This window comes from Rhodococcus sp. C3V (assembly GCF_029269915.1).
Classification (GTDB): domain Bacteria; phylum Actinomycetota; class Actinomycetes; order Mycobacteriales; family Mycobacteriaceae; genus Rhodococcus_F; species Rhodococcus_F qingshengii.
Map to the genome: position 1 here is coordinate 56,042 of NZ_JARJBE010000010.1, position 21,377 is coordinate 77,418.

General features: G+C 63.3%; 22 protein-coding genes. 12 read left to right on the forward strand and 10 right to left on the reverse strand.

The genetic code is table 11. The features are described from left to right. Positions 1-30: 30 nt before the first annotated feature. Both P3G66_RS23740 and P3G66_RS23745 read left to right on the forward strand, forming a co-directional pair. On the forward strand, positions 31-1,407 hold the full coding sequence (locus P3G66_RS23740) for a M20/M25/M40 family metallo-hydrolase (RefSeq protein WP_276117184.1): 1,377 nt from the start codon (positions 31-33) through the stop codon (positions 1,405-1,407). Continuing rightward, the gene (locus P3G66_RS23745) at positions 1,404-2,966 is read left to right on the forward strand and encodes a TRAP transporter large permease subunit (RefSeq protein ID WP_276117185.1); all 1,563 of its coding nucleotides are present in this window, start codon (positions 1,404-1,406) and stop codon (positions 2,964-2,966) included. Before P3G66_RS23740 ends, P3G66_RS23745 begins: the two co-directional genes overlap by 4 nt. A gap of 1 nt (position 2,967) precedes the next feature. On the opposite strand, the gene P3G66_RS23750 is transcribed toward P3G66_RS23745, so the two are convergent. Continuing rightward, positions 2,968-3,555 (reverse strand): DinB family protein, encoded by a 588-nt coding sequence (locus P3G66_RS23750; protein WP_003944177.1) that lies wholly within the window; start codon positions 3,553-3,555, stop codon positions 2,968-2,970. A gap of 18 nt (positions 3,556-3,573) precedes the next feature. Between P3G66_RS23750 and P3G66_RS23755 the strand changes: the two genes are divergently transcribed. The 4 genes from P3G66_RS23755 (at position 3,574) to P3G66_RS23770 (ending at position 7,273) form a co-directional block, all read left to right on the forward strand. After that, complete coding sequence (locus tag P3G66_RS23755; RefSeq protein ID WP_042920625.1) at positions 3,574-4,821, forward strand: hypothetical protein; 1,248 nt, start codon at positions 3,574-3,576, stop codon at positions 4,819-4,821. A 68-nt stretch (positions 4,822-4,889) separates the two neighbouring features. After that, complete coding sequence (locus P3G66_RS23760; RefSeq protein WP_054188693.1) at positions 4,890-6,536, forward strand: MFS transporter; 1,647 nt, start codon at positions 4,890-4,892, stop codon at positions 6,534-6,536. 3 nt (positions 6,537-6,539) lie between these two features. Then, positions 6,540-6,992, forward strand: coding sequence for a DUF6325 family protein (locus tag P3G66_RS23765; RefSeq protein ID WP_007735911.1), 453 nt, complete (start codon positions 6,540-6,542; stop codon positions 6,990-6,992). Further along, a complete protein-coding gene (locus P3G66_RS23770; RefSeq protein WP_007735909.1) occupies positions 6,989-7,273 on the forward strand; it encodes an SHOCT domain-containing protein in 285 nt (94 codons plus the stop codon). The genes P3G66_RS23765 and P3G66_RS23770 overlap by 4 nt, the downstream gene beginning before the upstream one ends. Position 7,274: 1 nt before the next feature. Here the strand turns inward: P3G66_RS23770 and P3G66_RS23775 are convergent, their stop codons facing one another. The 5 genes from P3G66_RS23775 to P3G66_RS23795 all read right to left on the reverse strand — a co-directional run bounded on the left by P3G66_RS23775 (position 7,275) and on the right by P3G66_RS23795 (position 12,134). Continuing rightward, entirely contained in the window at positions 7,275-7,958 is a 684-nt protein-coding gene (locus P3G66_RS23775; RefSeq protein WP_064073623.1) for a SagB family peptide dehydrogenase, read from the reverse strand. Then, entirely contained in the window at positions 7,955-8,935 is a 981-nt protein-coding gene (locus P3G66_RS23780; RefSeq protein WP_276117186.1) for an ABC transporter substrate-binding protein, read from the reverse strand. Before P3G66_RS23780 ends, P3G66_RS23775 begins: the two co-directional genes overlap by 4 nt. Then, positions 8,932-9,726, reverse strand: coding sequence for an ABC transporter ATP-binding protein (locus P3G66_RS23785; RefSeq protein ID WP_030535877.1), 795 nt, complete (start codon positions 9,724-9,726; stop codon positions 8,932-8,934). The genes P3G66_RS23780 and P3G66_RS23785 overlap by 4 nt, the downstream gene beginning before the upstream one ends. Then, positions 9,723-10,790 (reverse strand): iron ABC transporter permease, encoded by a 1,068-nt coding sequence (locus P3G66_RS23790; protein WP_276117187.1) that lies wholly within the window; start codon positions 10,788-10,790, stop codon positions 9,723-9,725. The genes P3G66_RS23785 and P3G66_RS23790 overlap by 4 nt, the downstream gene beginning before the upstream one ends. Before the next feature lie 84 nt (positions 10,791-10,874). Continuing rightward, a complete protein-coding gene (locus tag P3G66_RS23795; RefSeq protein ID WP_276117188.1) occupies positions 10,875-12,134 on the reverse strand; it encodes an MFS transporter in 1,260 nt (419 codons plus the stop codon). Positions 12,135-12,226: 92 nt separating this feature from the next. Between P3G66_RS23795 and P3G66_RS23800 the strand changes: the two genes are divergently transcribed. The 5 genes from P3G66_RS23800 to P3G66_RS23820 all read left to right on the forward strand — a co-directional run bounded on the left by P3G66_RS23800 (position 12,227) and on the right by P3G66_RS23820 (position 17,371). Then, positions 12,227-12,415, forward strand: a complete 189-nt coding sequence (locus tag P3G66_RS23800) for a streptamidine-related RiPP repeat protein (RefSeq protein WP_228401636.1) — start codon at positions 12,227-12,229, stop codon at positions 12,413-12,415. Between the two features lie 94 nt (positions 12,416-12,509). After that, the gene (locus P3G66_RS23805) at positions 12,510-13,322 is read left to right on the forward strand and encodes a hypothetical protein (protein ID WP_276117189.1); all 813 of its coding nucleotides are present in this window, start codon (positions 12,510-12,512) and stop codon (positions 13,320-13,322) included. After that, positions 13,319-14,749 (forward strand): CocE/NonD family hydrolase, encoded by a 1,431-nt coding sequence (locus P3G66_RS23810; protein WP_276117190.1) that lies wholly within the window; start codon positions 13,319-13,321, stop codon positions 14,747-14,749. The genes P3G66_RS23805 and P3G66_RS23810 overlap by 4 nt, the downstream gene beginning before the upstream one ends. Then, positions 14,742-16,082 (forward strand): YcaO-like family protein, encoded by a 1,341-nt coding sequence (locus P3G66_RS23815; RefSeq protein ID WP_276117191.1) that lies wholly within the window; start codon positions 14,742-14,744, stop codon positions 16,080-16,082. The genes P3G66_RS23810 and P3G66_RS23815 overlap by 8 nt, the downstream gene beginning before the upstream one ends. Then, entirely contained in the window at positions 16,079-17,371 is a 1,293-nt protein-coding gene (locus P3G66_RS23820; protein WP_276117192.1) for a YcaO-like family protein, read from the forward strand. The genes P3G66_RS23815 and P3G66_RS23820 overlap by 4 nt, the downstream gene beginning before the upstream one ends. Here the strand turns inward: P3G66_RS23820 and P3G66_RS23825 are convergent. Continuing rightward, positions 17,318-18,289 carry a hypothetical protein gene (locus P3G66_RS23825; RefSeq protein ID WP_042453287.1) on the reverse strand — a complete coding sequence of 324 codons (972 nt, stop codon included), beginning with the start codon at positions 18,287-18,289 and terminating at the stop codon, positions 17,318-17,320. The two genes, P3G66_RS23820 and P3G66_RS23825, sit on opposite strands and share 54 nt — an antisense overlap. 51 nt (positions 18,290-18,340) lie before the next feature. Between P3G66_RS23825 and P3G66_RS23830 the strand changes: the two genes are divergently transcribed. Beyond that, positions 18,341-18,967, forward strand: coding sequence for a TetR/AcrR family transcriptional regulator (locus tag P3G66_RS23830; RefSeq protein ID WP_042453289.1), 627 nt, complete (start codon positions 18,341-18,343; stop codon positions 18,965-18,967). A 6-nt stretch (positions 18,968-18,973) separates the two neighbouring features. Here the strand turns inward: P3G66_RS23830 and P3G66_RS23835 are convergent, their stop codons facing one another. From P3G66_RS23835 to P3G66_RS23845, 3 genes are all read right to left on the reverse strand, one after another. Then, a complete protein-coding gene (locus P3G66_RS23835) occupies positions 18,974-19,414 on the reverse strand; it encodes a PAS domain-containing protein (RefSeq protein ID WP_003943598.1) in 441 nt (146 codons plus the stop codon). Positions 19,415-19,525: 111 nt separating this feature from the next. Continuing rightward, on the reverse strand, positions 19,526-20,266 hold the full coding sequence (locus tag P3G66_RS23840) for an ABC transporter ATP-binding protein (protein ID WP_003943539.1): 741 nt from the start codon (positions 20,264-20,266) through the stop codon (positions 19,526-19,528). Continuing rightward, positions 20,263-21,309, reverse strand: a complete 1,047-nt coding sequence (locus P3G66_RS23845) for an ABC transporter permease (protein ID WP_276117193.1) — start codon at positions 21,307-21,309, stop codon at positions 20,263-20,265. The genes P3G66_RS23840 and P3G66_RS23845 overlap by 4 nt, the downstream gene beginning before the upstream one ends. Positions 21,310-21,377 lie beyond the last annotated feature (68 nt).

Below are 21,377 nucleotides of genomic sequence, written 5' to 3' on the forward strand. Positions count from 1 at the left end.
TTTTCGCCTTTTCCAGAAGGAGTCAGTTCCGTGCCGGAAGAATCCGCGTCACCCTCCTATTCCACGATCAAGGAAACAGTTGCAGCTTTGATGCCGACTCTGGAGTCGGAACTAGTCGAACTTGTTCGCATCCCGTCGATAGCGACCGAGGGTTTCCCCAGCGAACCCCTCTTCGAGGCTCACGATCTGATCGTTTCTCTACTGGAAAAATCCGGAGTCACGAAAATAGAGAAACTCGAAATAACAGGTAAAACCGCGCCCGTCATCATTGCGACAGTGCCCGGCCCCGCCGGATCCCCGACGGTATTGATGTATTCGCATTACGACGTCGTTCCCGCCGACGACGTCGAACTCTGGGATTCTCCGCCTTTCGAACCGAGCAAGCGTGACGGCGCGATTTACGGCCGCGGTACGGCAGATTCGAAGGCAAATGTCATCGGCATGATCGGTGCACTTCGAGTCTTCGACGGAAAGCCGCCGGTGACGGTCAAGGTCGTCATCGAGGGCCAGGAAGAATTCGGCAGCCCCTTCGACAACTATCCGCCGGAAGCCCCTGAATTATTTGCGGCCGACGCAATGGTCATCGCCGACGTCGGCAGCGTTCGCCCCGGATCACCGACCCTGACCGTCGCACTGCGCGGATCCGCCCAGGTGATCGTCGAACTCACCACTCTCGGCGCCGACAAGCACAACGGCCTCTACGGCGGCGCCGCACCGGACGCCCGCCTCGCGCTCATCCGCGCACTGGCGTCGCTGCACGACGACAACGGTGACGTGGCGGTCGACGGCCTCATGCGCGAACCGTGGACCGGCAGTTCATACACCGAGGACGAGTTCCGCACCCTCGCCGAGATCCAAGACGGGCTTCCGCTGCTCGGAACCGGCGGCATCGGCGAACGCATCTGGTCGGGCCCGGCCATCACCGTGACGGGAATCGACGCTCCCCCTGTGGACGGTGCGGTCAACGCCGTCGCAAGCACTGCCCGCGCCGTGATCAATCTGCGCGTACACCCGCGCCAACCTGCCACCGAGGCGCAGGCTGCTCTGGTCCGGCACCTGGAAGCCCTGCGCCCCTTCGGTTTGCAACTGACTGTCACCGCGGGAGAAACCGGCGACGGGTTTGCGGCAGCCGAAGGTGGACCGGCCTTCGACGCGGCACTGTCTGCACTATCGCAGTCGTGGGGTGAGCCGGCCGGGCTGATGGCAGGCGGCGGCTCGATCCCCCTCGTGATGGCCTTGGATACAGCAGTGCCCACCGCCGAGAAGCTGTTGTTCGGCGCCACCGACGGTTACGCGAACATCCACGGCCCCAACGAACGCGTCCTGCTCGACGAGCTCGAGAAGGCCGTCGTCGCCAAAGCACTGTTCTTCCAGGAGTACGCCGACACCTTCGAGGGGAAGAAATGAGCACCGAAACCGACACGGGGTCCGCACCTACTCCGGCCAAGAAGAAGTTCGAGTTCCCCGGCGCGGTCACGATGCTCGCGATCGTCACCGTCCTGGTATGGATTGCGGCACTGTTCATTCCGGCCGGACGCTTCGGCGTCGACGTGGACGGCTCACCCGTTCCCGGCAGCTTCGAAACCGTCACGTCTCCGCTGTCGTTCTGGGAACGAATCCAGCAACTGATCCTCTCCCCCGTCAACGGCCTCTACGGCGTCCAGGATTCGATCACCGGGTTCGTCGACACCGACAACATCGGACGGCTCTTCGGTTCGGTCGGCGTAGTCCTCTTCATCATGGCGCTCGGTGCGTTCATCTCGGTCAGCTTTGCCACCCGCAGTCTCGAAACCGCTGTCTCCCAACTCGCTACCAAGCTCAGCGACAAGGGCTGGTTGCTCATCACCGTCATCATGGTGCTGTTCTCACTGCTCGGTTCGACAATGGGCTTCTCGGTCGAGACGTTCGGCTTCTACGCCCTGCTCATACCGCTGATGACGGCACTGGGCTACGACCGCATGGTCGCGGCCACCATGATCATCCTCGGCGCTCTGGTCGGAAACATGGCGTCGACCGTCAATCCGTTCTCGATCGGCGTCGCCTCCGGTGAGGCAGGCGTCTCCATCGGTGACGGCATCGTGCTGCGCGTGATCCTGTGGATCGTATTGACCGCTGTGGCAGTGGTATTCGTTCTCCGCTACGCCGCAAAGGTGAAGAAGGATCCGTCCAAGTCGCTTGTCGGCTTCGACATCGCGGACGACGAAGACGAAGAGTCGGCCGAGCCGGTGGACATCGACGGCAAGCTCACCGGAACTCAGAAGCTGGTACTGCTCATCACCGGACTCACCTTCGGACTGATGATCTTCTCCGTCATCCCGTGGTCGAGCATCTTCGGCGCCACCACCGGTCCGGCCGAGTACGACGCGTACCACGTCACGGCAACCGAGCCCTACTGGTTCGAGTTGAACTGGTGGTTCCCGCAATTGGCGATGCTGTTCATCCTCGCCGCCGTTCTCGTCGGCATAGTCGCGAAGATGGGTGAGAAGAAGATCGTCTCCCTGATCACGCGTGGAGCCGGCGACATGGTCGGACCGGCGATCGTCATCCTGCTCGCTCGCGGCGTCTCGGTGATCATGACCAACACCGAAACCCTCGACACCATCCTCAACGCGATGGAGCAATTGGTCAGCGGCGCTTCGGCGGGGGTCTTCGCGATCCTGGTGATGCTCGTCAACATCCCGCTGGCGTTCCTGATCCCGTCCAGTTCCGGTCACGCCACCCTGGCGATGCCGCTGCTCGCGCCGCTGGGCGACTTTGCCGGAGTCAGCCGCGCACTCGTCATCACCGCCTTCCAGATGGGCCACGGCCTGATGCTGATGGTTGCCCCGACCAACGTCGTCGTTGTCGGCGGGTTGGCCATGGCGAAGGTCGGCTACGACAAGTTCCTGCGCTTCGTCTGGCCACTGCTACTGATCAACTTCGTGATCGTTGTCGTGGTGATCGGCGCAGCAGCGGTATTCGAGTAGTTCAAGCGTGGTGGGCCTCGCGTGCCGCCGTCTCCAGACGGTCGGTGTACTCGGCCCACCACGCCTCATCACCGGGAGCCAGATTGTTGTCGCCCGCCTTCATCCCAGCGGCGCCGTCGATCAGCTCCCGCACGATGTCCGCGTGGCCGGCGTGCCGATGGATCTCGGTGACAACGTGAACGAGTATCCGGTGCAGTGTGACGTCGCGACGATCCTCCGGCCAGTGCTTCACGAAGCCGGGGGCGTCCAGATCGTGCTCCTCGATCGTGGCGTCGGCGAAAGCCCAGGTGCGGCGATAGGTTTCGACGATGTCGGCAGTGGACTCGTCGGCGCGGGCCCACATGTCGACGTTGAGTTCCTCCGAACGCAACCACGCGGGGAGATCGGGAACCCGACGGCCGAACGTCGGACCGAAATACCCGAGCTCGACGCCGATCATGTGTTTGACCAGACCCAACAAGTTGGTCCCTGTCCGGGTCATCGGGCGCCGAATGTCATACTCCGACAGCCCGTCGAGCTTCCAGACGAGCGCATCACGTGCTGCCTGCAGGTACCGCTGGAGATCTTCCTTTTCCGAGTTGGTGGTCATGAAACCAACCTAAACCGAGTGGAGCAGACATTGACAGCGGTCGAGGATCTGACCGAGGTTGCCTCCCGGGCCGTCGCCGCCGAGCGTGACGCCCGGTCGGTGCGCTGGCACAACCCGGCAGCCGTCCGCAAGGCTGCCGCGGCCGTCCGTGATTCGCTCGACGACGAACGATCAGCGCTGAGCCGACCGTCGTACAGCGGGTTGTCACCGTCGCCGCACATGGCGCGCCAACTCGAACTGATCACGACGTTGCAGCCGCCACTGCCCGCCGACGCCGGCATCGGCACCGCCGCGCAGGCCGAGGCCGACGCCGTCGCCGCGGTGACCACCGCACGGATAGCCTTGCGCGCCGCCCACCTTGCGGTTCTCGAAGCACGCGTCGCCGCGCTCGATGCCGGTGACACCGACACCGTCGCCGCCGCGATCCGCGGTTACGTCCCGCTGAACTCTGGCAACCCCGTCGTCCGCCACGTGCAGGATCTCGGCTCCCGGATCCGTGAGGAAGCACGGCACGTCGTGAGTGGTAAGCCTCGGTCGATCGCGTTTCGGCTGGGGCTGAGCCTCGGAATGGGCTTGGCGTACCTGGCATTCATTCGCCTCTTCCAGTGGGACACCAAGGAAGATCGACTGCCTTACCTTGCGCTGTATGCACTCTCGGGTGTGGTCGGAAGCGTCGTGTGCACCAATGCGCTCAGCTTCGACGCCGGCCGCGTGCGCGCTGCGTTGTCCGGTGGAACCAGGCTCTGGCACGTGCTCGTCGCGAAAAACGCGGTGATGCTGCTCCTCGTCGGCAGCGCCGGGTTCCTGCTCAGCGCCGTCCTCGCGTGGCGCTCCGGAAGCAGTGCTGACCTGGTGAAGGCGTGCGGCCAGGTGCTGACCATGATCCTGCTCTGGTTGGGGGTCGCGAACGTGATGTCGGTGAGCTTGCCGCTGCGGGCAGAACCGATGACGGCGCGGCGCCACGACGGCACGTGGAAGCAGTTCCTGCTGTCCTTCGTCATCTCGTACGGTGTCGGACTGATCGTCAATCTGATGCTCTACTGGCGCGTCTGGGCAAAGACGACGCTGCTCGAGCAGATGGGCGGTCCGTGGATTCCGGTCCTGCTGCTCCTCGCGAGCGCGGCCGCGACGTGGCTGTTGCTGACCGTGCTGGCCGTACTCCTGGCCGAGCAACCGCGCTTCCGGCGCGCCTTGCACCGGGAGATGGTGGTCTACCGCGAAGAAACCAACCACTTGCAGGCGACCATTCAGCACAATTCCGGCTAATGTAGCCGTGCGTGGCTGATCCGGGCACGTCGCGAGTACACGCAGTGTCGAGGAAGGCGTGACCCATCATGTCCGTAAAGCCTGGCGCGGCCGCCACAACGGCCGCCGTGAGCACCGCCTCCTGGCTACCACTCATCGTGGTGGTCCTCACCCAGATTCAGGCGTCGTTCGCCGTCAACGCCCTGACCGTCTCGATGGCCGGCATCACCACCGATCTCGACACGCCCGCAACAAGTGTCGGCACCGCGATCACCGCGGGCACCTTCGCCATGGCTGCCTTCATTCTGTTGGGGGCCAAGATCGGCGCCCGTTACGGAACGCGTCTGGTCTTCCAGATTGCCGTCGCGATTCACGGCCTAGCAATGGCCGCGGTCGCCCTGAGTCAGAGCCCGGCAATGCTGTTCGTGGCGCAAGCTGCATCCGGCGCCGTGATCGCCCTCATCGCTCCCGCGTTGACGGTCTTCATCGCCACGAACTTCAGTGGCGATCAGCAGGCAAAGGCCATCGGTTACCTGGCAGCAGCAATCCCGGCGGCCGGTGTGCTGGCGCTGCTCATCGCCGGTTCCTTCGCGACGACGATCGGGTGGCGATACTCGTTCGCCCTCGTCGTGGCTCTCGCGGTGGTCAACCTGATCCTGAGCTTCCGGGTCAAACCTGTTCCCCCGCAGAAGGACATCACCATCGACTGGGCCGGCGCCGCCATTGCTGCCGTTGCCGTCATCCTGCTCAGCTTCGGTTTCAGCGGCCTGAACTCGTGGGGCGTCATCCTGGCCACCGACGCTGCGCCGTTCTCGGTCATCGGTGTTTCACCCGCGGCCATCCTGATCGTCCTCGGCACCATCTGCGCGCAGGGATTCTTCCAGTGGACGCGAAGCCGCAAGGCGCAGAACAAGCCTCAGCTCTTCAACCTCGACGTCCTCAAGACCGGCGCCGAGCGCGCCACCACGATCTGCATGGCGACGATGATGTTCGTGGGAACCGCGGCCAACTTCCTCATTCCGCTGTACATGCAGATCATCCAGGGCCGCAGCAGCTTGCAGACGTCGTTCTCGATCATCCCGTACACACTTTCGATCTTCATCGCGAGTACCGTCGTCGCGCGTCTGTACAAGACGTACTCCCCGCGTCTGATCGCACGAGCCGGGTTCGTCGTTGTTGCCGCTGGACTCATCTTGTTGGCCTTCACCATTCGTGGCGACTGGCATCAGATCTTTGTCGTCATCGGACTGATCACCCTCGGCCTCGGGCAGGGCGCCATCGTTGCGCTGGTGTTCAACACCCTCCTCACCGCAGCCCCCAAGGAACTGGCCGGCGACGTCGGTGCCTGGCGGGGACTGGTACACAACATGTCCGGCAGCGTCGGCATCGCGGTGGCCAGCGTGTTCGCCGTCGGAATCCTGGGTACCCTCGTCAGCTCGCAGCTGATCGACAACCCCACCATCCCGGCATCGCTCAAGGTCGAGTCAGGGATCAATCTCGACCAGGTCAACTTCGTCCCCAACGATCAACTCGTCGTGACGCTCGAAAACACCTCCGCGACACAGGCACAGATCGACGAAGCCATCCGGATCAACACCGAAGCGCGCTTGCGCGCCCTGCGAACCTCGCTACTCGTCCTCGCCGGACTCTCCCTGCTCGCCATCATTCCGGCCGGCCGCATGCCCGACGAAGTACCTGCTCTGGAAGAACCGCAACCCACGAAGGGCAAGAAGTAACCGATGTCCAACCAAGACCAATTCGGTCCGATCGAATACGTTGCCGTCGAGTTTCCCGGCGGTGCACCGACCTCCGCAGGATTCGAGCAGCTGCTCACTCTCGTCGACTCCGGCGTGATCCGCATCCTCGACCTCGAGTTCGTCACCAAAGCCGCCGATGGATCAGTGGCCGTCGTACCGGCATCGACCTTCGAACTCGCAGATTTCGATCTGGCGCAGTTCGACGGCGCAGCCTCCGGACTGCTCGACGCCGGCGACATCGCCGCCGTTGGTGACGAGTTGGCCACCGGTAGTGTTGCCGCCGTGCTCGTTTACGAGGAACTGGCCATACTGCCGGTGATCGACGCGTGGACACGCAGCGGCGCAAAGATTGTCACCGAAGGTCACCTGAGCTTGGACGAACTTGCCACCGCACTCGACAACACCGCACCAGGCAATACGGAGAAGGACGCATGAGTTTCTTGAGGCGAGCCGGCCGGGTAGCCGTCGCAAGCTCCATTCACGGCAATGTTCAGCGCCGTCAGCGGACCCGTTGGGCCGCCGAAGATCAGGCTCGCGCAGCGCAGGCCCAGCCGGTGCCGCCGATTCCCGATCTACCACCCCTGCCACCGCAGGCAGCTCCGGCAGCATCGATGGACTTGAAGCTCGAACAGCTCACCAAGCTGGGCGAACTCAAGAATGCGGGAGTATTGACCGAGGCCGAGTTCGAGACCCAGAAGGCACGTATTCTCGCCTGACCTAGCTGCGCCTCCCGAGTGCAAAAGCCATGACGGGAAGCTGCGTCGTCGCGAGATTCAACAGAGATGCCACTCGCGTATCCGTGAATCCTGCGATGGCGCAGCCCGCAAGTCCCATCGCCTCGGTCACGAGGTACAGATTCTGAACCAGCACACCGGCATCCACGTGCATCGTGCGGTAGTGCCGCATCGCGTACTTCTCGAGCGGAGCTTCGACGTCGGCGACCACAAACAAAAGAACCGGGAACACGTCGACGAACTCGGGTTGGAGAAGGCTCGCTCGAAGGTGCTCTCGCACGTCGCCTGGCCGGACAGCTTCGGCACGGCCTCGGGCATATCGGTATACCCCGGCTCCGAGCTCGTCTCCGGGTCGGCTGAGAACAAACGACAGCGTCAGTTCGCGCATCCCGCCCGCCGTCGGGCTGCTGACAACACTGTGGTGCAACACGTTTGACAGCTCGCCTGCTCGGAGTGCCGTCTGTGCGGGGTCGTAGCGGCTCCGCCGTGCCTGCAAGACGTCCGCGAACCCGCAGGCCGGCAGTGGCGTCGCGGCCGGCAGTTCCACGGATTCACACGTCACCGGCGGCAGTGCGTGCTCGTCGAACGGTAGCTCCGACGGACTCACCGTCCGGTCCAACACTGCATGCAGTGATACGACGGCCTCGATTCGCTCGAGTGCGGTCACGAACCCGGGTGCAGCAGGCGAGACACCTCGCCGGCCCCGTCGATCGAGACCAACTCGCCGGCGAACCACGCCTCCGGAACGGCAAAGATCGCATTCGACGCCGCGGCGGGGGTTCCGGCAAATGCCGTCCGCGCAGCATCCAGGGTGGATTCCCGAGCCGACTCGGTGGAGTAGACGACGAGGACAGCCTTCGGCGACTTCGCGAGCACCGATTCCGTGGCTACCTGGCCGAAGTACTTTCCGTCGGGAAGGTCGTTCTCGAAAAGATTGCTTCCCCCGGCGGCCTCGAGCACACTGCTGTAGAGGCCCCTGGCCAGAGCATAGGACTGTCCCTCCGAAACCTGAACCATCACAGTGGGAACCGGCTCCTGCCCGGCGACAGATGCCTCGGTTGCTGCGAGGGACTTCTTGCCGTCGGTCAGGAGGGTTGCTGCCGCGTCACTTGTTCCGGTCAAGGCGCCGAGACCGTCGAGGTCGGACCAGACGTCGTCGATCCGCCCCTCGGTGACGGCCTTGTGGCAGTAGCCGCTGTTCACGAAGATCGGGATGCCGAGGTCACGCAATTCGTCCATGGTCTGCAATCGGTCACCGTCGAACCAGTATTCCCCGTCGGAGACGATCAGATCCGGACGGGCGTCGAGCAATGCTTCTTTCGCGGGAACTCCGGTGCTCAGTACCGGCACGGCCGCGAACTGATCAGCGAGTTCGGGGCTGGGAGGAGAGAGGTCGGTATTCGATTGTCCGACAATGCGGTCGGCGGCGCCGAGCTGAATGAGAAGTTCCGTCATCGACGGATACAGCGAGACAATCCGCTCCGCCGTCTTGGGCACCGTGACCTCGCGATCACAATTGGTGACGGTGATCTTCTCGGACGCCGACGCCGCCGAATCCGCCGTGGAGTTTCCGCATGCGGCCAGTACTGCAGTGGCGGTAACGGCCGAGCACATCAGCGCGGCAGTACGTATCGAGGATTTCAAGACACTGCTTCTTTCGTGTGTAGGAGCGGAGGTGCGAACGAGAGCAGGGGGCGCCCGGTCAACGGATGAGTGCCGAGATGCACCTGAACCCCGAATACTTCGGACAGCAGGTCCTCGGTGAGGACCTCGGCCGTTGGTCCTGTCGCGACAACTACCCCGCCGGAGAGCAGACAGACGTAGTCGCAATACGCTGCGGCCAAAGCGAGTTCATGGATCGCGACAATCGTCGTGGTACCGAGTTCGGCGACCAATTCCATCAATTCGAGTTGAGCACGGATGTCGAGGTGGTTGGTGGGCTCGTCCAGGACCAGCACCGACGGTTGTTGAGCGATCGCCCGGGCCAACATCACACGCTGTTTTTCTCCGCCGGACAGTTCGGCGAAGAGACGTGATCCAAAGCCCTGCATGCCGGTTCGCACCAGTGCGGCGCTGACGATGTCTCGGTCGATCTCGCCGATTCGAGAGAACGCGCTGTGATGCGGCGTCCGACCCGTTGCAACCACCTCGCGGACACTGAACGAGAAATCGGATGAATGCTCCTGCCCCACAACACCGATGATGCGTGCCGCCGATCGAGGCGAGAGATCGTCCCAAACATTCACCTCGTCCACCTTCACGATTCCGCTTCGAGGCTTCATCGAGCGATACAACGCGCGCAGGAGGGAGGACTTTCCACTGCCGTTCGGTCCGACGAGTCCGACCACGCTTCCCTCGGGCGCTTCGAGGTCTACACCCGAAACCACGAGGCGTCCGCCCCGAACGACGTGAATTCCGCTGGCCGACAATCTCATGACTGCGCACCGCCGTCCCGTCGAAGCAACCAGAGGAAGAACGGTGCACCCAATCCGGCGGTGATGATCCCGAGTGGTAATTCGTTGGGCGCATCCAACATCCGAGCCGCAAGATCGACGATCACCAGGAAGGTGGCACCAACCAACGCGGTCGCGGGGAGCAGCTTGCCGTGATCGGAACCGACCAGAAGTCGTACGGCGTGCGGCACGAGCAGCCCCACGAAACCGATTCCCCCGGCGACGGATACGACAACCGCGGTCAGCAACGACGCGATCACCAGTAGTAGCAACCTGGTACGGCGCACGTCCACGCCGACCGATTGCGCGCTCTCGTCTCCCATGGCCAACGCGTTGAGTTGGCGCGATTGTGTCAACAGAATTGCCGCACAGACGGTGATCACCGCGGCGGGCACACCGAGATCCGACCAACTGGCCCCGCTCACCGAGCCCAGCAACCAGAAGAGCACTCCCGAAAGCTGACTCGGATCGGCGCGCAACTGCACAAAACTTGTTGCAGCCGAGAGCAGATAGCCGATGGCAACTCCGGCCAGGACCATGCGCAGCGGGACGAGCATTCCCTCTCGCCGACCCAGTACGAGAACCGCGATCAGGGAGACCATGGCCCCCAGGAAGGCTGCCACCGGAACACCGATAGACAGGCTGGTTCCGATGCCGGTCGTCATGATCAGTACTGCACCGAAGGATGCTCCGGAACCCACGCCCAGAATGTACGGATCGGCAATCGGGTTGCGCACCAACGCTTGCAGCACGGCGCCGGCCAGCGACAGCCCGGCGCCCGCCAATGCCGCAATCAGAATGCGCGGTACCCGCAATCCCCACACGATCCGATCGAGCAACGGGTCGACCGGCGGACCGCCGACGTGTGCGTACAACACCGCGAACACGTCGGCAAAGGACACCGACGCGGCACCCGACCACACCGCGACGGTGGAGACCGCGACAAGCACAACCGCCGTGGCCAACAGAAACGGGACGTACCCGCGCACGCCGACGGGATGTGGACGCGACGGCACTCGTGGTGCTGCCTCGCTGGTCAGCGTCATCGCACTCCTGAGTCGGTGGGGTTCGCAGTCATGAACAGGTGGATCTAACCATAACGACAGTCGTTTTCATTAATAGTCACATGCTCATTTGTGCGGATAGGGGTCGGTCCGCAGCGCGCTCGCCCACGCGAAGAGCGCCCCGACCAGCGCAAAGATGCACGCAACGAAGTAGGCGGTGCCGATGTCCCAGCGTCCTGCGATTGCCCCGGCAATCAAGGCGCCGACCGGCGAACCACCCCAGGCGACCATCCTCGCCGTGGTGTTCACGCGCCCCTGCAGACGATCCGGAGTCAGGCGCTGACGTGCACCGATGCCATTGAGGATGGTGACGGTCGCACAGCCGGAGTAGACGACGAGCGCCGTGATCGCGGCGCCGGTGTTGCCGGTTGTCGCAACGACGAACAGCACCACCGGGGCGATGGTCAGCGCCCCGACAGTGATCGCCCCGACCGGCCACTGCGCCGGTAGGCGTGGAAGCACGAGCGCCCCGACCACTCCACCCACGGAGACGGCCGTCCACACGGCGCCGATCATCGGACTCGACGTCGAAATCCCAAGCCTCTCGGATGCGTACACCACCAGGAGCGCCGTAACAGCACCCTGCGTCAGCGAATTGACGAAGCCGACGCCGGTCAAGGCCCGCAGAAGCGGCGACTGCCAGAGGAAGTTGAGGCCTTCGCGTATGTCACGCGCAATTCCGGTTCCCGACTTCTTCGGCGCCGCAGGAGTAATCGAAAACGAGGCTCCGATCGAGGCCATGGCCAGCCCGGCCAGTACGTAAGCCAGTGCATCAGCACCCAATGCGTAGGCCGGGCCGATCGAGGCCACAAGCACGCCGGCTATCGCCGGAAAGACAACATCGATCAGCGTGCTGGACGTCCACAGCGCGCTGTTGGCCGCCGGTATCCTCTGCCGACCGACCAGAGCAGGCAGCGCTCCGAAAGCAGCGGCGTCGAACCACACGAAACACGTTCCGATGCAGATCGATACGCCGACGGCATGCCACGCCGTCAATACGCCGAGTGCCTGCGCTGCCGGAATACTCGCCAAAGCAAGTGCAGCTACGGCCTGCGCACACAGGATGACCGTCCGCCGGTTGACTCGGTCTGCCACGGCGCCGGCGAACAAGCCGAACACGAGATACGGCAGAACCGTCCCCGCAGCCGCGAGTGAGGTGAGAAACGGAGACCGGCTGATGTCGAACACCAGGATCGGCATGGCCACTCCGGTGACCGCCGCACCGGCTACGGCAATCGTACGAGCCGTGAAGAACAATCGAAACGATCTGTCCCGAAAGACATGTGGTTGCGCTTCGACGGATCCCCTCGTCGGGGTCTCGCTCATGTATGCACTCTCTTGTACCTGTTGCTCTCCGTGGCGATCTTTCGTACGGTGGCATCGTAATGGAAATGGTTTCCATTACGGAAGGGATGACAATGAGCAACATTTCGTTCGACAGCATCTCCAACTCGGCTCCGACCAATGCACTCCAGGGCGTCGGCACCAACGCTCTCGTCGACAACCCGTTCACCTTCGAGCCGGTTGCCGAGGCAACGTCCGCACACGCTCTGCAGGGTGTGGGCACCAACGCCCTCGTCGACAACCCGTTCAGCTTCCAGAGCTGAAACCTCCCCTGATCCAGACTGTTTCGACAGTCTGATCTGCCGATGACCCCGCCCGCATCCGACTCGTCGGGTGCGGGCACCGACAAGGAGATCCGTGTACGCCCTCGCCGACGGACACCAGCTGTATCCGACCCCGGACGGTGTTTGGCATTACCTGACACCGGACGAGAACGCGGTCACGATCGGCGCGCCGGCCGAAGACCTCGCGGAACTCGACAACTTTCTCAGGCGCTCTGGTTCGGTGCTCGGCCCGGGAGCTATCGAGATCGCCGACGCCCTCGTCTCTCGCGGCGTGCTGGCTGTTCCAGGTCAAGTGCCAGAGATTCCGCGCCCACAGCGTGTGCTGATGGACGGGATCGGGCCCGTTGCCGATGCTTGCATCGCCCTGCTCTCCAAGGCTCTTCCGCATCTCGAGGTCGTATCCACTACTGCGCCAATCGAAGACGACGTTGCGTCGTCGGACCTCGTACTGTCGGTTGCCGGTGCTCCTCCTCACGACGAGTGGTCGGAACTCGATACCTGGTGCCGCCGAAACCAAACACCGTGGCAACGCGTCCACGCGGAGCTGGGTGAGATCTGCATCGGTCCCTTCTTCGACGGCATCGACAGCGCGAGCTACCGGGACGTCTGCGGTCGGCGGCTAGCCGCGTCACGTGTACCTGATCACCTGCTGGCTCTGTGGAACCACCTCGCCGGCAGCGAAAGTCGTCCGCTTGGACTTTCACCCACCGCAGCCGCAATGGCCAGTGCGCTTGCATGTTCGGCCGTCGTGGCTGGTGTACGTGGCGCACCGCCATCACACCTTCACCACCAGATCCGGATGAATCCGCGAACCCTCATGATGACTCGCCATCCCGTGCTACCACTGCCCGGCGGCGTTCTCGAACCCGCGCCGACGCTCCGGTGATCTCACTCGGCGTGAAGATCCCGGCAGCAGACGGTTCTTCGCTGGCTACGGATGTGCTTCTCCCACCGGGTTCTTCACCGCGCGGACTGATCGTGATCCGCACCCCGTACGGGCGTGGATGGCATCTGGCGGAGGGGATCGAATGGCGATCGCGAGGAATTGCATTCATCTCGCAGGACGTACGCGGACGGCACGATTCCACCGGCTCTTGGGAACCGCACGTCCACGAGCGCGAGGACAGCGCCGCCCTGGCCGAGTGGCTGCAGGATCAGCCGTGGACACCGGAGTGCGTCATCGCGAGCGGGGCTTCGTATGCGGCAGGAACCGCCTGGGCATTTGCTGCCGAGACCAACAGCGCCGATCGGTCATTTCGTGTAGACGGCGTCGTCTCCAAGGTGCCGACCATCGGAAGCGACCGCGTCAAACGTGATCCCTCGGGGATCCTTCTCCTCGCCGAGCATCTGGCGTGGTGGGGCGAGCACGGAGATTCGTCTTCCTCTCGTGAGGGTTTCATCCCTGCCCTGATGCGCTCGGATTCGTCTTTGCTGGAACATCTCCCGGTGCAGTCGATGATCGAGAAAGTCGGTCTGACCTCCGATTCACCAGGTTGGAGGACGCCGATCAGCCGGGCTCGTGAACGCGAACCGTACGGCAGCGACGATCTCGTCTCCGCGGACGAACTGTCCGAGCTCGATGTCGCCGGACTGCACGTCGGCGGTTGGGATGATGCGATGATCCGGGAGACGCTTCGGCACTTCACGTCCGTGGGGCGCGGGCCGCAGAGTTTGATCGTGGGCCCCTGGGCGCACGACCTCCGCCCTGGAATGGTCGGCGAGACAAGTTTCGGCCGCCTTCAGGTCGAGTGGATGGAATCGGTATTCGCTGCGCGGCCCCTGACCATCAACCGGGTATTCGACCGGGGTGTCGGCGAATGGTCGACCGAACCGTTTGTCACGGGTGCGAATCGCGTTCATCTCGAACCAGATCGCAAGGATGCGGCTTACAGCTTCCTGTATGACGCCTCAAGGGCCCGAAACGACTGTGTTTTCTGGACTTTCGATATCAAGCACGACTCCGTACTCTCCGGAACACCATCGATAGAGCTGAAAGTGCACTCGCCCGAGGGCGAAGCCGATTGGATCGTCGAGCTGAGCGTCGTAGATGCCGCTGGAGTCACCAGGTCGATCGCACGGGGCGCGGGCGTCAGCGTGCAGCCGACGATGGTGACCATCGATCTGGATCCCGTGTTGCACACAGTGCGCGCGGGTGATGTCGTGTCGCTGCGGATCGCCGGCTCGGACTTCCCCCGCCTCGCACGCAATCTCGGAGACGGTGATCGCTATCGAGGAACACGCAGTACCGCACTGCACCAATCATTTTCCGGGTCGTTGACCCTGCCGATACTCGGAGGAACTGACAGTGGATGACTTGCTGGTCGACGCCCGGAGCGGCGTGCTGACCTCACTGGAACCACACATTCGCTCGGACATGCCGACGGGCTGGGTCGGTTGGGCCGCGAGGGTGGCCGACACCAGAAACTTCGGTGTCAGCGGTTCACTGTTTCGCGCGGACCCTTACGGATTCGGGGCTTCGATACGCGACGATGCAGCAGCTCGCGGGGCGGCGACCGGTGAGGCCGTCGAAAGATATTGCGGCAACGTGGTCCCCGAGGATCTGGTCCGCAGCAGTGCGTCAGCGCTGGAACTGGCCGGCTCACGGGTCGTCGATCCCGCTGAATTTGCGTTGTACAGCGAGGATCAGTACCGCCTTCCCGGATTCCCCTTTGTTCCCTTCACCTCTGATCTGAACATTCGCTGGGCACTCGGTCACACCATGGACGAAAAGGTGCCCACCTACGTGCCTGCGGCCCTGACTTATCTCGGGTACTACACAGGCACCCGTCGCTGCGAGCCACCGATCGCGTCGTTGCAGTACGCCGGAATCGCAGCGGGACGCTCACGCGACGAGGCCGAGATGTCAGCTCTGCTGGAACTTCTCGAACGCGATGCCACCGCGCTGTGGTGGTGCGGGGACCGGTCACAGCCGGCGATCGAGCTTTCCGACTGGGAGCGGTTGCCTGCGCACCGCCAACTCGGGGATCTGGAGAGCCAGACCCGGAGCGTTCGAGTGCTGCTGCTTCCCTCCCCCTTCGGCATTCCCGTCGCCGCAGCGTGGATCCGCGATGACCGACGTGGACTGGTCGCGCTGGGCACAGCTTGTCGACCGACGGTGGAGGCGGCAGTCTCGAAGGCGCTTGTCGAGGCGTATGCCGTACTTGCCATCACGATCGACCTCGCCGACCCCGACGGGCCGACCTGGCGCAGCGTGGCGGACGGAACGCTGCCGGCGCACCTGTACAAACCCTTTCGGGCCGACCGTCGTTACCGGAACGAGTTCGATCCGCAATGGAAAGACGTCGTCGATCTGCCGACCGTCGCCCAACTTTATCTTGATCCCACGATGGCTCTGGCCGCAGAGGAACATCTCTTCGACTACACCGAAACACTTTCGGTATCAAAGATTCCCGACGAAGCGCCGTTGGATCTGGCTTCTCTCGTAGCGTTTCTGACGTCACGGGGACACCAGCCGATTTCCGTCGATCTCACCACCGGCGACATCTCGATTGCCGGGTTGCACGTCGTCCGCGTCCTGACTCCGGGCCTGTACAACAACGCCCCGGCAGCCTTTCCCCTTCTTGGAGGTAGCAGATTGACCAGCGCATCGACCACCCATCTGCATCTGCCGGTCCCCCTCGCATGACATCTTCGCTCGTCGACCGCCGAACTGGGATCATTCGAGAGCTGGTCGACGCCGTTGTTCCCCAGCACTTTCCGCCCGAGTTCAAGCTGATTCACTCGTATGTCAGTGATTCAGCACGCTTTTCACCCTGGTCCAGTGACTCGGCCGGCGCCGGATATTGCTTCGATCTGGGCAACCGTGCACGGCCTACCGCAGCTGCGATAGGCGAAGCGGTGGAACGATATTGCGGCAACATCGTCGCCAAACCGATCGTCCGCGGGTCGGCCGATGCCTTGATCGGAGCAAGCATCGACCTGTCACAACTCGCGCGTTTCGACGCCGCCCAGTACGCGCGGCCACAGTTCCCGTTCGTCGAACCAACCGACGATCTGGAGATGGACTGGACTCGCGGAGCCGACCTGATCACGGGTTCGGATATCTGGGTACCGGCCGAACTCGTCTGGGGTTCGTATCCTCATTTCGTCGCCCGGACGGGTCCGGCGATCTCTCCGGTAGCTCAGGCGGGTCTCGCCGCCGGACCCTCGGTGAAGTTCGCAATCGACAATGCCTTGCGCGAGATAGTCGAACGAGACGCGATGACGCTGTCCTGGACCGGGCGGCGTGGTGTTCGGGTCGTCACCGGCATGCCCGAGGCGCTTCTTCGACTGGGCAATCACGACAGCCTCTCGACCAGGTGGATTTCATTCGAGAGTGATTTTGAGATCCCCGTCCTGGGCGCCCTGGTTTGCGACCGACTGACCGGATACTCGACCATCGGTACCGCCTGCCACGAAGAAGCGCAGACGGCTGCGTTCAAGTCACTCGGCGAAGCGCTTCAGCTGCAGCTGCTTTCCGCCGACTACGACAACCCGCAGAGCGGCATCGGTCGAGCCGCGGCCTCCCCGACCAGTCCGCTTGCGCCTTGGCGAGCTGACCGAAGCTATGCAGGCGCCTACCGATCGGATTTTGCCGACGTGATGGACTACGGATGCCACTTGCAACTTCACCTGGACCCGGAGATCCAAGCACGATTCGAGAGTGAGCTGGTCGGTGCCGTCGTCGGCGAGGTGGGACTCGACTCTCTGACATCAGCCGCCGGCACCGAAAGCGCTCTGACGGCAGCCGGTTTCCGGCCGGCATGGGTCGATCTCACCACAACTGATGTTCTCCACGCCGGCCTGCACGTCGTCCGCGTCGTCGTACCCGGTTGTCTCACCAATGCGGCCGCCGGATTGCCGTTTCTCGGCTCGCCCCGACTAGTGGACAGTCTTGCCGGACGATCGGCTCGCACCATCCCATTGCCGCACTGACAGTTCGGGAACCGCCGCTTGCAACGACTCGGTGGTTTCCACCGCGTGGAACCACGTCGGCTTCGAGATCGCGGCATCCCGAATCACCTGCACGGCGCGCGCGGCGATAGCTGCCGTCGCGACCGACTGGCTACGCCCCGAAACCCACAGCGCCGGGCCGGTATCCGCTCGGGCCATCGCTACCCAACGATCCGAGCCCCACAGCTTCTTCGGCACGACCTTCTGTAGCGCGGGTGCCCACGTCATGGCCGCAAGTCCGAGCGTCGCGGTGGACGTGTCCAATCGCAGGTACGTCCTGACCGGAACACCGAGGTCTCGCGTCAACGCATGCTGGTCCGAAAAGTCGGCCCGCACAGCAGGACCGGTGCGGTAGCCGGTCGCATCGGCCGGTATTCGAAACGTCTTCATCCCGGTGTAGTTGCGAATCGATCGTCCGTCGGGATCAGGAAACCTCGTGCCCAACATCCCGTACGTCCACGCCGTTGCGGCCGGCCCGTGTAGTTCTCCACCGCCGAGGCCGATCAGGATGTCCACGGGTCCGTCGCCGAGTCGATGCGCCTCGGTTGCAAGGACACTGGTCAATCCCGGCGCCAACCCGACGCCCATCAGAACGGGTCCGTCGACCGCTTCCAATTCTTCGCAGTAGCTCGAGGTCGCCGTGATGTCGACGAATGCCGCCCCACCGCGTACCGCTTCGTCGGCCAGGCGAACATCCTCGAAACCCGACGCATTCACCACGACATCGAAGTCTCGAACCACAGTCGAATACGCGCCTGGTTCTTTAAGATCAACGACGACGTCCGCGCGGGCAGGGTCACGGCCGGCGGAGTACGCGGAGATTTCGGGGACCTTCGCGAGTTGTTTCATCAGGGGAATCCCGACGGCACCGTAGCCACCGAGTACAAGAACCTTCGTCATTACTTCGCCTCCCGAGTCGCTAGAGTTCGACTCTAGAGTTAGACTCTAATCATGACTGAGGTTCTTCGGGAAGACACGTCGGCGCGGCGCAAGATCATCGAGGCAGCGCGTGAGGTTTTTGTCGATCCCGGCTACGCGGCCGCCACGATCAAGCAGCTTGCCGCGGCGGCGGGCGTGTCGGTGCAGAGTGTCTATTTCGTGTTCGGCAACAAGCCGAGCGTGCTGTCAGCACTGCTCGACGTGGCCGTTGCGGGCGACGAGGAAAAGACGGCAACTCTCGACCGTCCGTGGGTGGCGGCAGCACTAGGCGCCCCACATCCACTCGGGCAACTCCGGATTCAGGTTCACCACGGACGGCTCATTCTGGAGCGCACCGCAGACATCCTGTTGGCGCTGCGGGCTGCCGCTTCCGCCGACGAGGACGCCGCCCGCCTGTGGCAAATCAACCGCACTCAGCGACGCACGGTGCAGGAACATCTGATGGTCGGCATCGTCGAAAAAGCGCCGGCCGTCGACCTCGAAACAGCCGTGAACGTCGCACTCACGCTGCTCAGTCCCGAGACCTATACAGACCTCGTGGTCGGCGCGGGTTGGACCGGCCAACAGTACGAAGAATGGGTGGTCAACACCCTTGCCGCCACCCTCGGCCTGGACCGAACCGTCAAATCCCGAAAGTAGCTGGGATTACTTGGTGGGCTTGTCGTCGATGTGCCGTGGGTTGTTCCACAGGCGCTCCGTCAGATCGTGGAGGACGGCAAGGGTGATCGTGTCGTCGTCCCGTCGGAGCAGAGACTGACTGACCGTCGCGCGCACCAACGTGGAGTCGGAGTGCACGAACTCCTTGACCGAGCCCGGCTCGGAACTCAGTTCACGATGGGCCTGCTCTGCACTGACGTCGTCGGCATCCTTGTCGTAGAGGATGTCCTGCAAACGCAACGCCGAGACGGCCTTCTTGGGATATCCCAGCATGTCAGCGAAAGACGGGTTGGCAAAAACGATGCTGCCATCGCGGTGAACGGCCATGACCGGCACCGGAAGCCTGTCGAGGAGAATCAGGGCAGGCATCTGCTCCAGATCCGCAATCGGCGATTGTGGCGGCTGCGCAACGTTGCGGCGGCGTTCCATAACACGTCCTCTCAAGTTGCCCGAGTCGACAACAGTCTAACTGCCCAGCAAATCGCGGGTTGACTTCCCGCCCGGATGCAGTGACGAATGCCCGAATCGTGCCCGCCTGAGTCACGCCGCGAGCGCCTCCTGATCCTCCGCCAAGGAACCGTCAACAACACGATAGACAGTATCCATCCGAGACAGGTGACTTCGGTCGTGTGTCACGAGAAGGGTTGCCGCCTCGCGTTCCCGCACCACCCCGATGATCAGATCCATGACAGCGGCACCGCGCTCCTGATCGAGCGCACTCGTGGGCTCGTCGACCACGAGAAGCTGCGGATCGTTCATCAATGCTCGCGCGAGATTGACGCGCTGTCGCTGCCCTCCCGACAGCTGGGACGGCCGTTTTCCGCTCTGATCCGCGAGCCCGACAGCGTCCAGCAAATCCATCGCTTTTGATTTCACGGCCTTGCGACGGGCCCGTGACGTGAACACGGACTGCCCCAGATGCGCCATCACCTCGAGCTGCTCCAGTGCAGTCAGCGAAGACACGAGGTTCGACTGTTGGAAGACGATGCCGATCGACGAGCGTCGCAGCTCCGACGCCGCCCGCCGACTCAGCGCAGCGATGTCGGTGCTGCCTTCCGGCGTCCGGAGATAGACGTGCCCGGAATCCGGACGGATCAGCGTCGACGCCACCGCCAACAGGCTGGACTTGCCCGAACCCGAAGGCCCGGTGATCGCGGCGATCTCGCCGCGGTGCAGTCGCAGAGACACGTCGTCCAGCGCCGTCACCCGCGATTGCCCATCGGGAAACGTCAGATCGACGTTCTGGATGTCGAGAACTGTGGTGCCGGTTGTCATGGTCATCGTGCGCTCCCCAATGCTGTGAGTGGATCGGTGGTCGAGAGGAATCGAAGTGCAAAGGCCGCGCCGAGCAGACCGAGCCCGATCAATGCCACGGCAGGTACGACGGTGGTGGATGCGTCCAGGACAAACGGCATGGCGTCACCGATCAGCGATCCGGCCACGGCCGTCAGCCCGATTCCGACGGTGACACCGGCAATCAGAACGATGAGCGCCTGACCCAGTGCGTCGCGCACCAGCGAACCGGTAGTCGCACCGAGCGCTTTCAGCGTCGCGATGTCCGGAGTTCGCTGGATCGTCCACACCGTGAAGAACGCACCGATCACCAGGGCTGAGATCGCGAACAACATGAGCGTCATCAACGTCAACGACCCGTTCTCCGACTTGTACGAACCGATCGCGTCGAGCGAACCGCTGACCGTCGTCGACGTCGTCGCAGCCGCCTTGTCCGTTGCGGAAGCGTCAGAGGCTCCGGTGACAGCCAGTACTGTCGCAACTCCGCCGCGTGGATTGGCCGCCTGCCAGTCGTCGAGCGTCATCCAGACGACGGGCGAATGGCTGTACCAGTCGTCACCGCGAACGGCGCTGACGGTGAACTGCTTCGTACCGACGCTCACCTGATCGCCGGCGCCCGCCCCCAGTTCGCGGGCGGCACCTTCGCTCAACACCACAGTGCCTGACGCCGACGGCGTCACGTCACCGAAACCGCCATCAGCGCCGAACAGGGCCACCGACTTCTGATTTCCGTCGGCCAATCCCGCTTTCCCGCGACCGATTCCGATGGGATCGACGTCCTTCGACGTGGAGGTCCAAGCGTTGACCTGGTCCTGCGTGAGCGCCGACTCGTCGAACGACGCCCCGGCTCCGGTGTCGGCGAACACCACCGTGTCGGCATTCATGGCCTCGATGGCCGACACGCTCTGATGGCGAAGTCCTGCAGTCAACCCGCTGAGAAAACTGACCAGAAGTGCAACCAACAGAACCACGACGGAGATCAGCGCGAAACGACCTCGCGCTGCCCGTAAGTCCCTCATTGCGACAAACACTGTGAATTCCTTTCCTGTGCTTGCCTCTACGCTCTCGCGGATGCAGACTCTTTCCATCGCACCTCGGA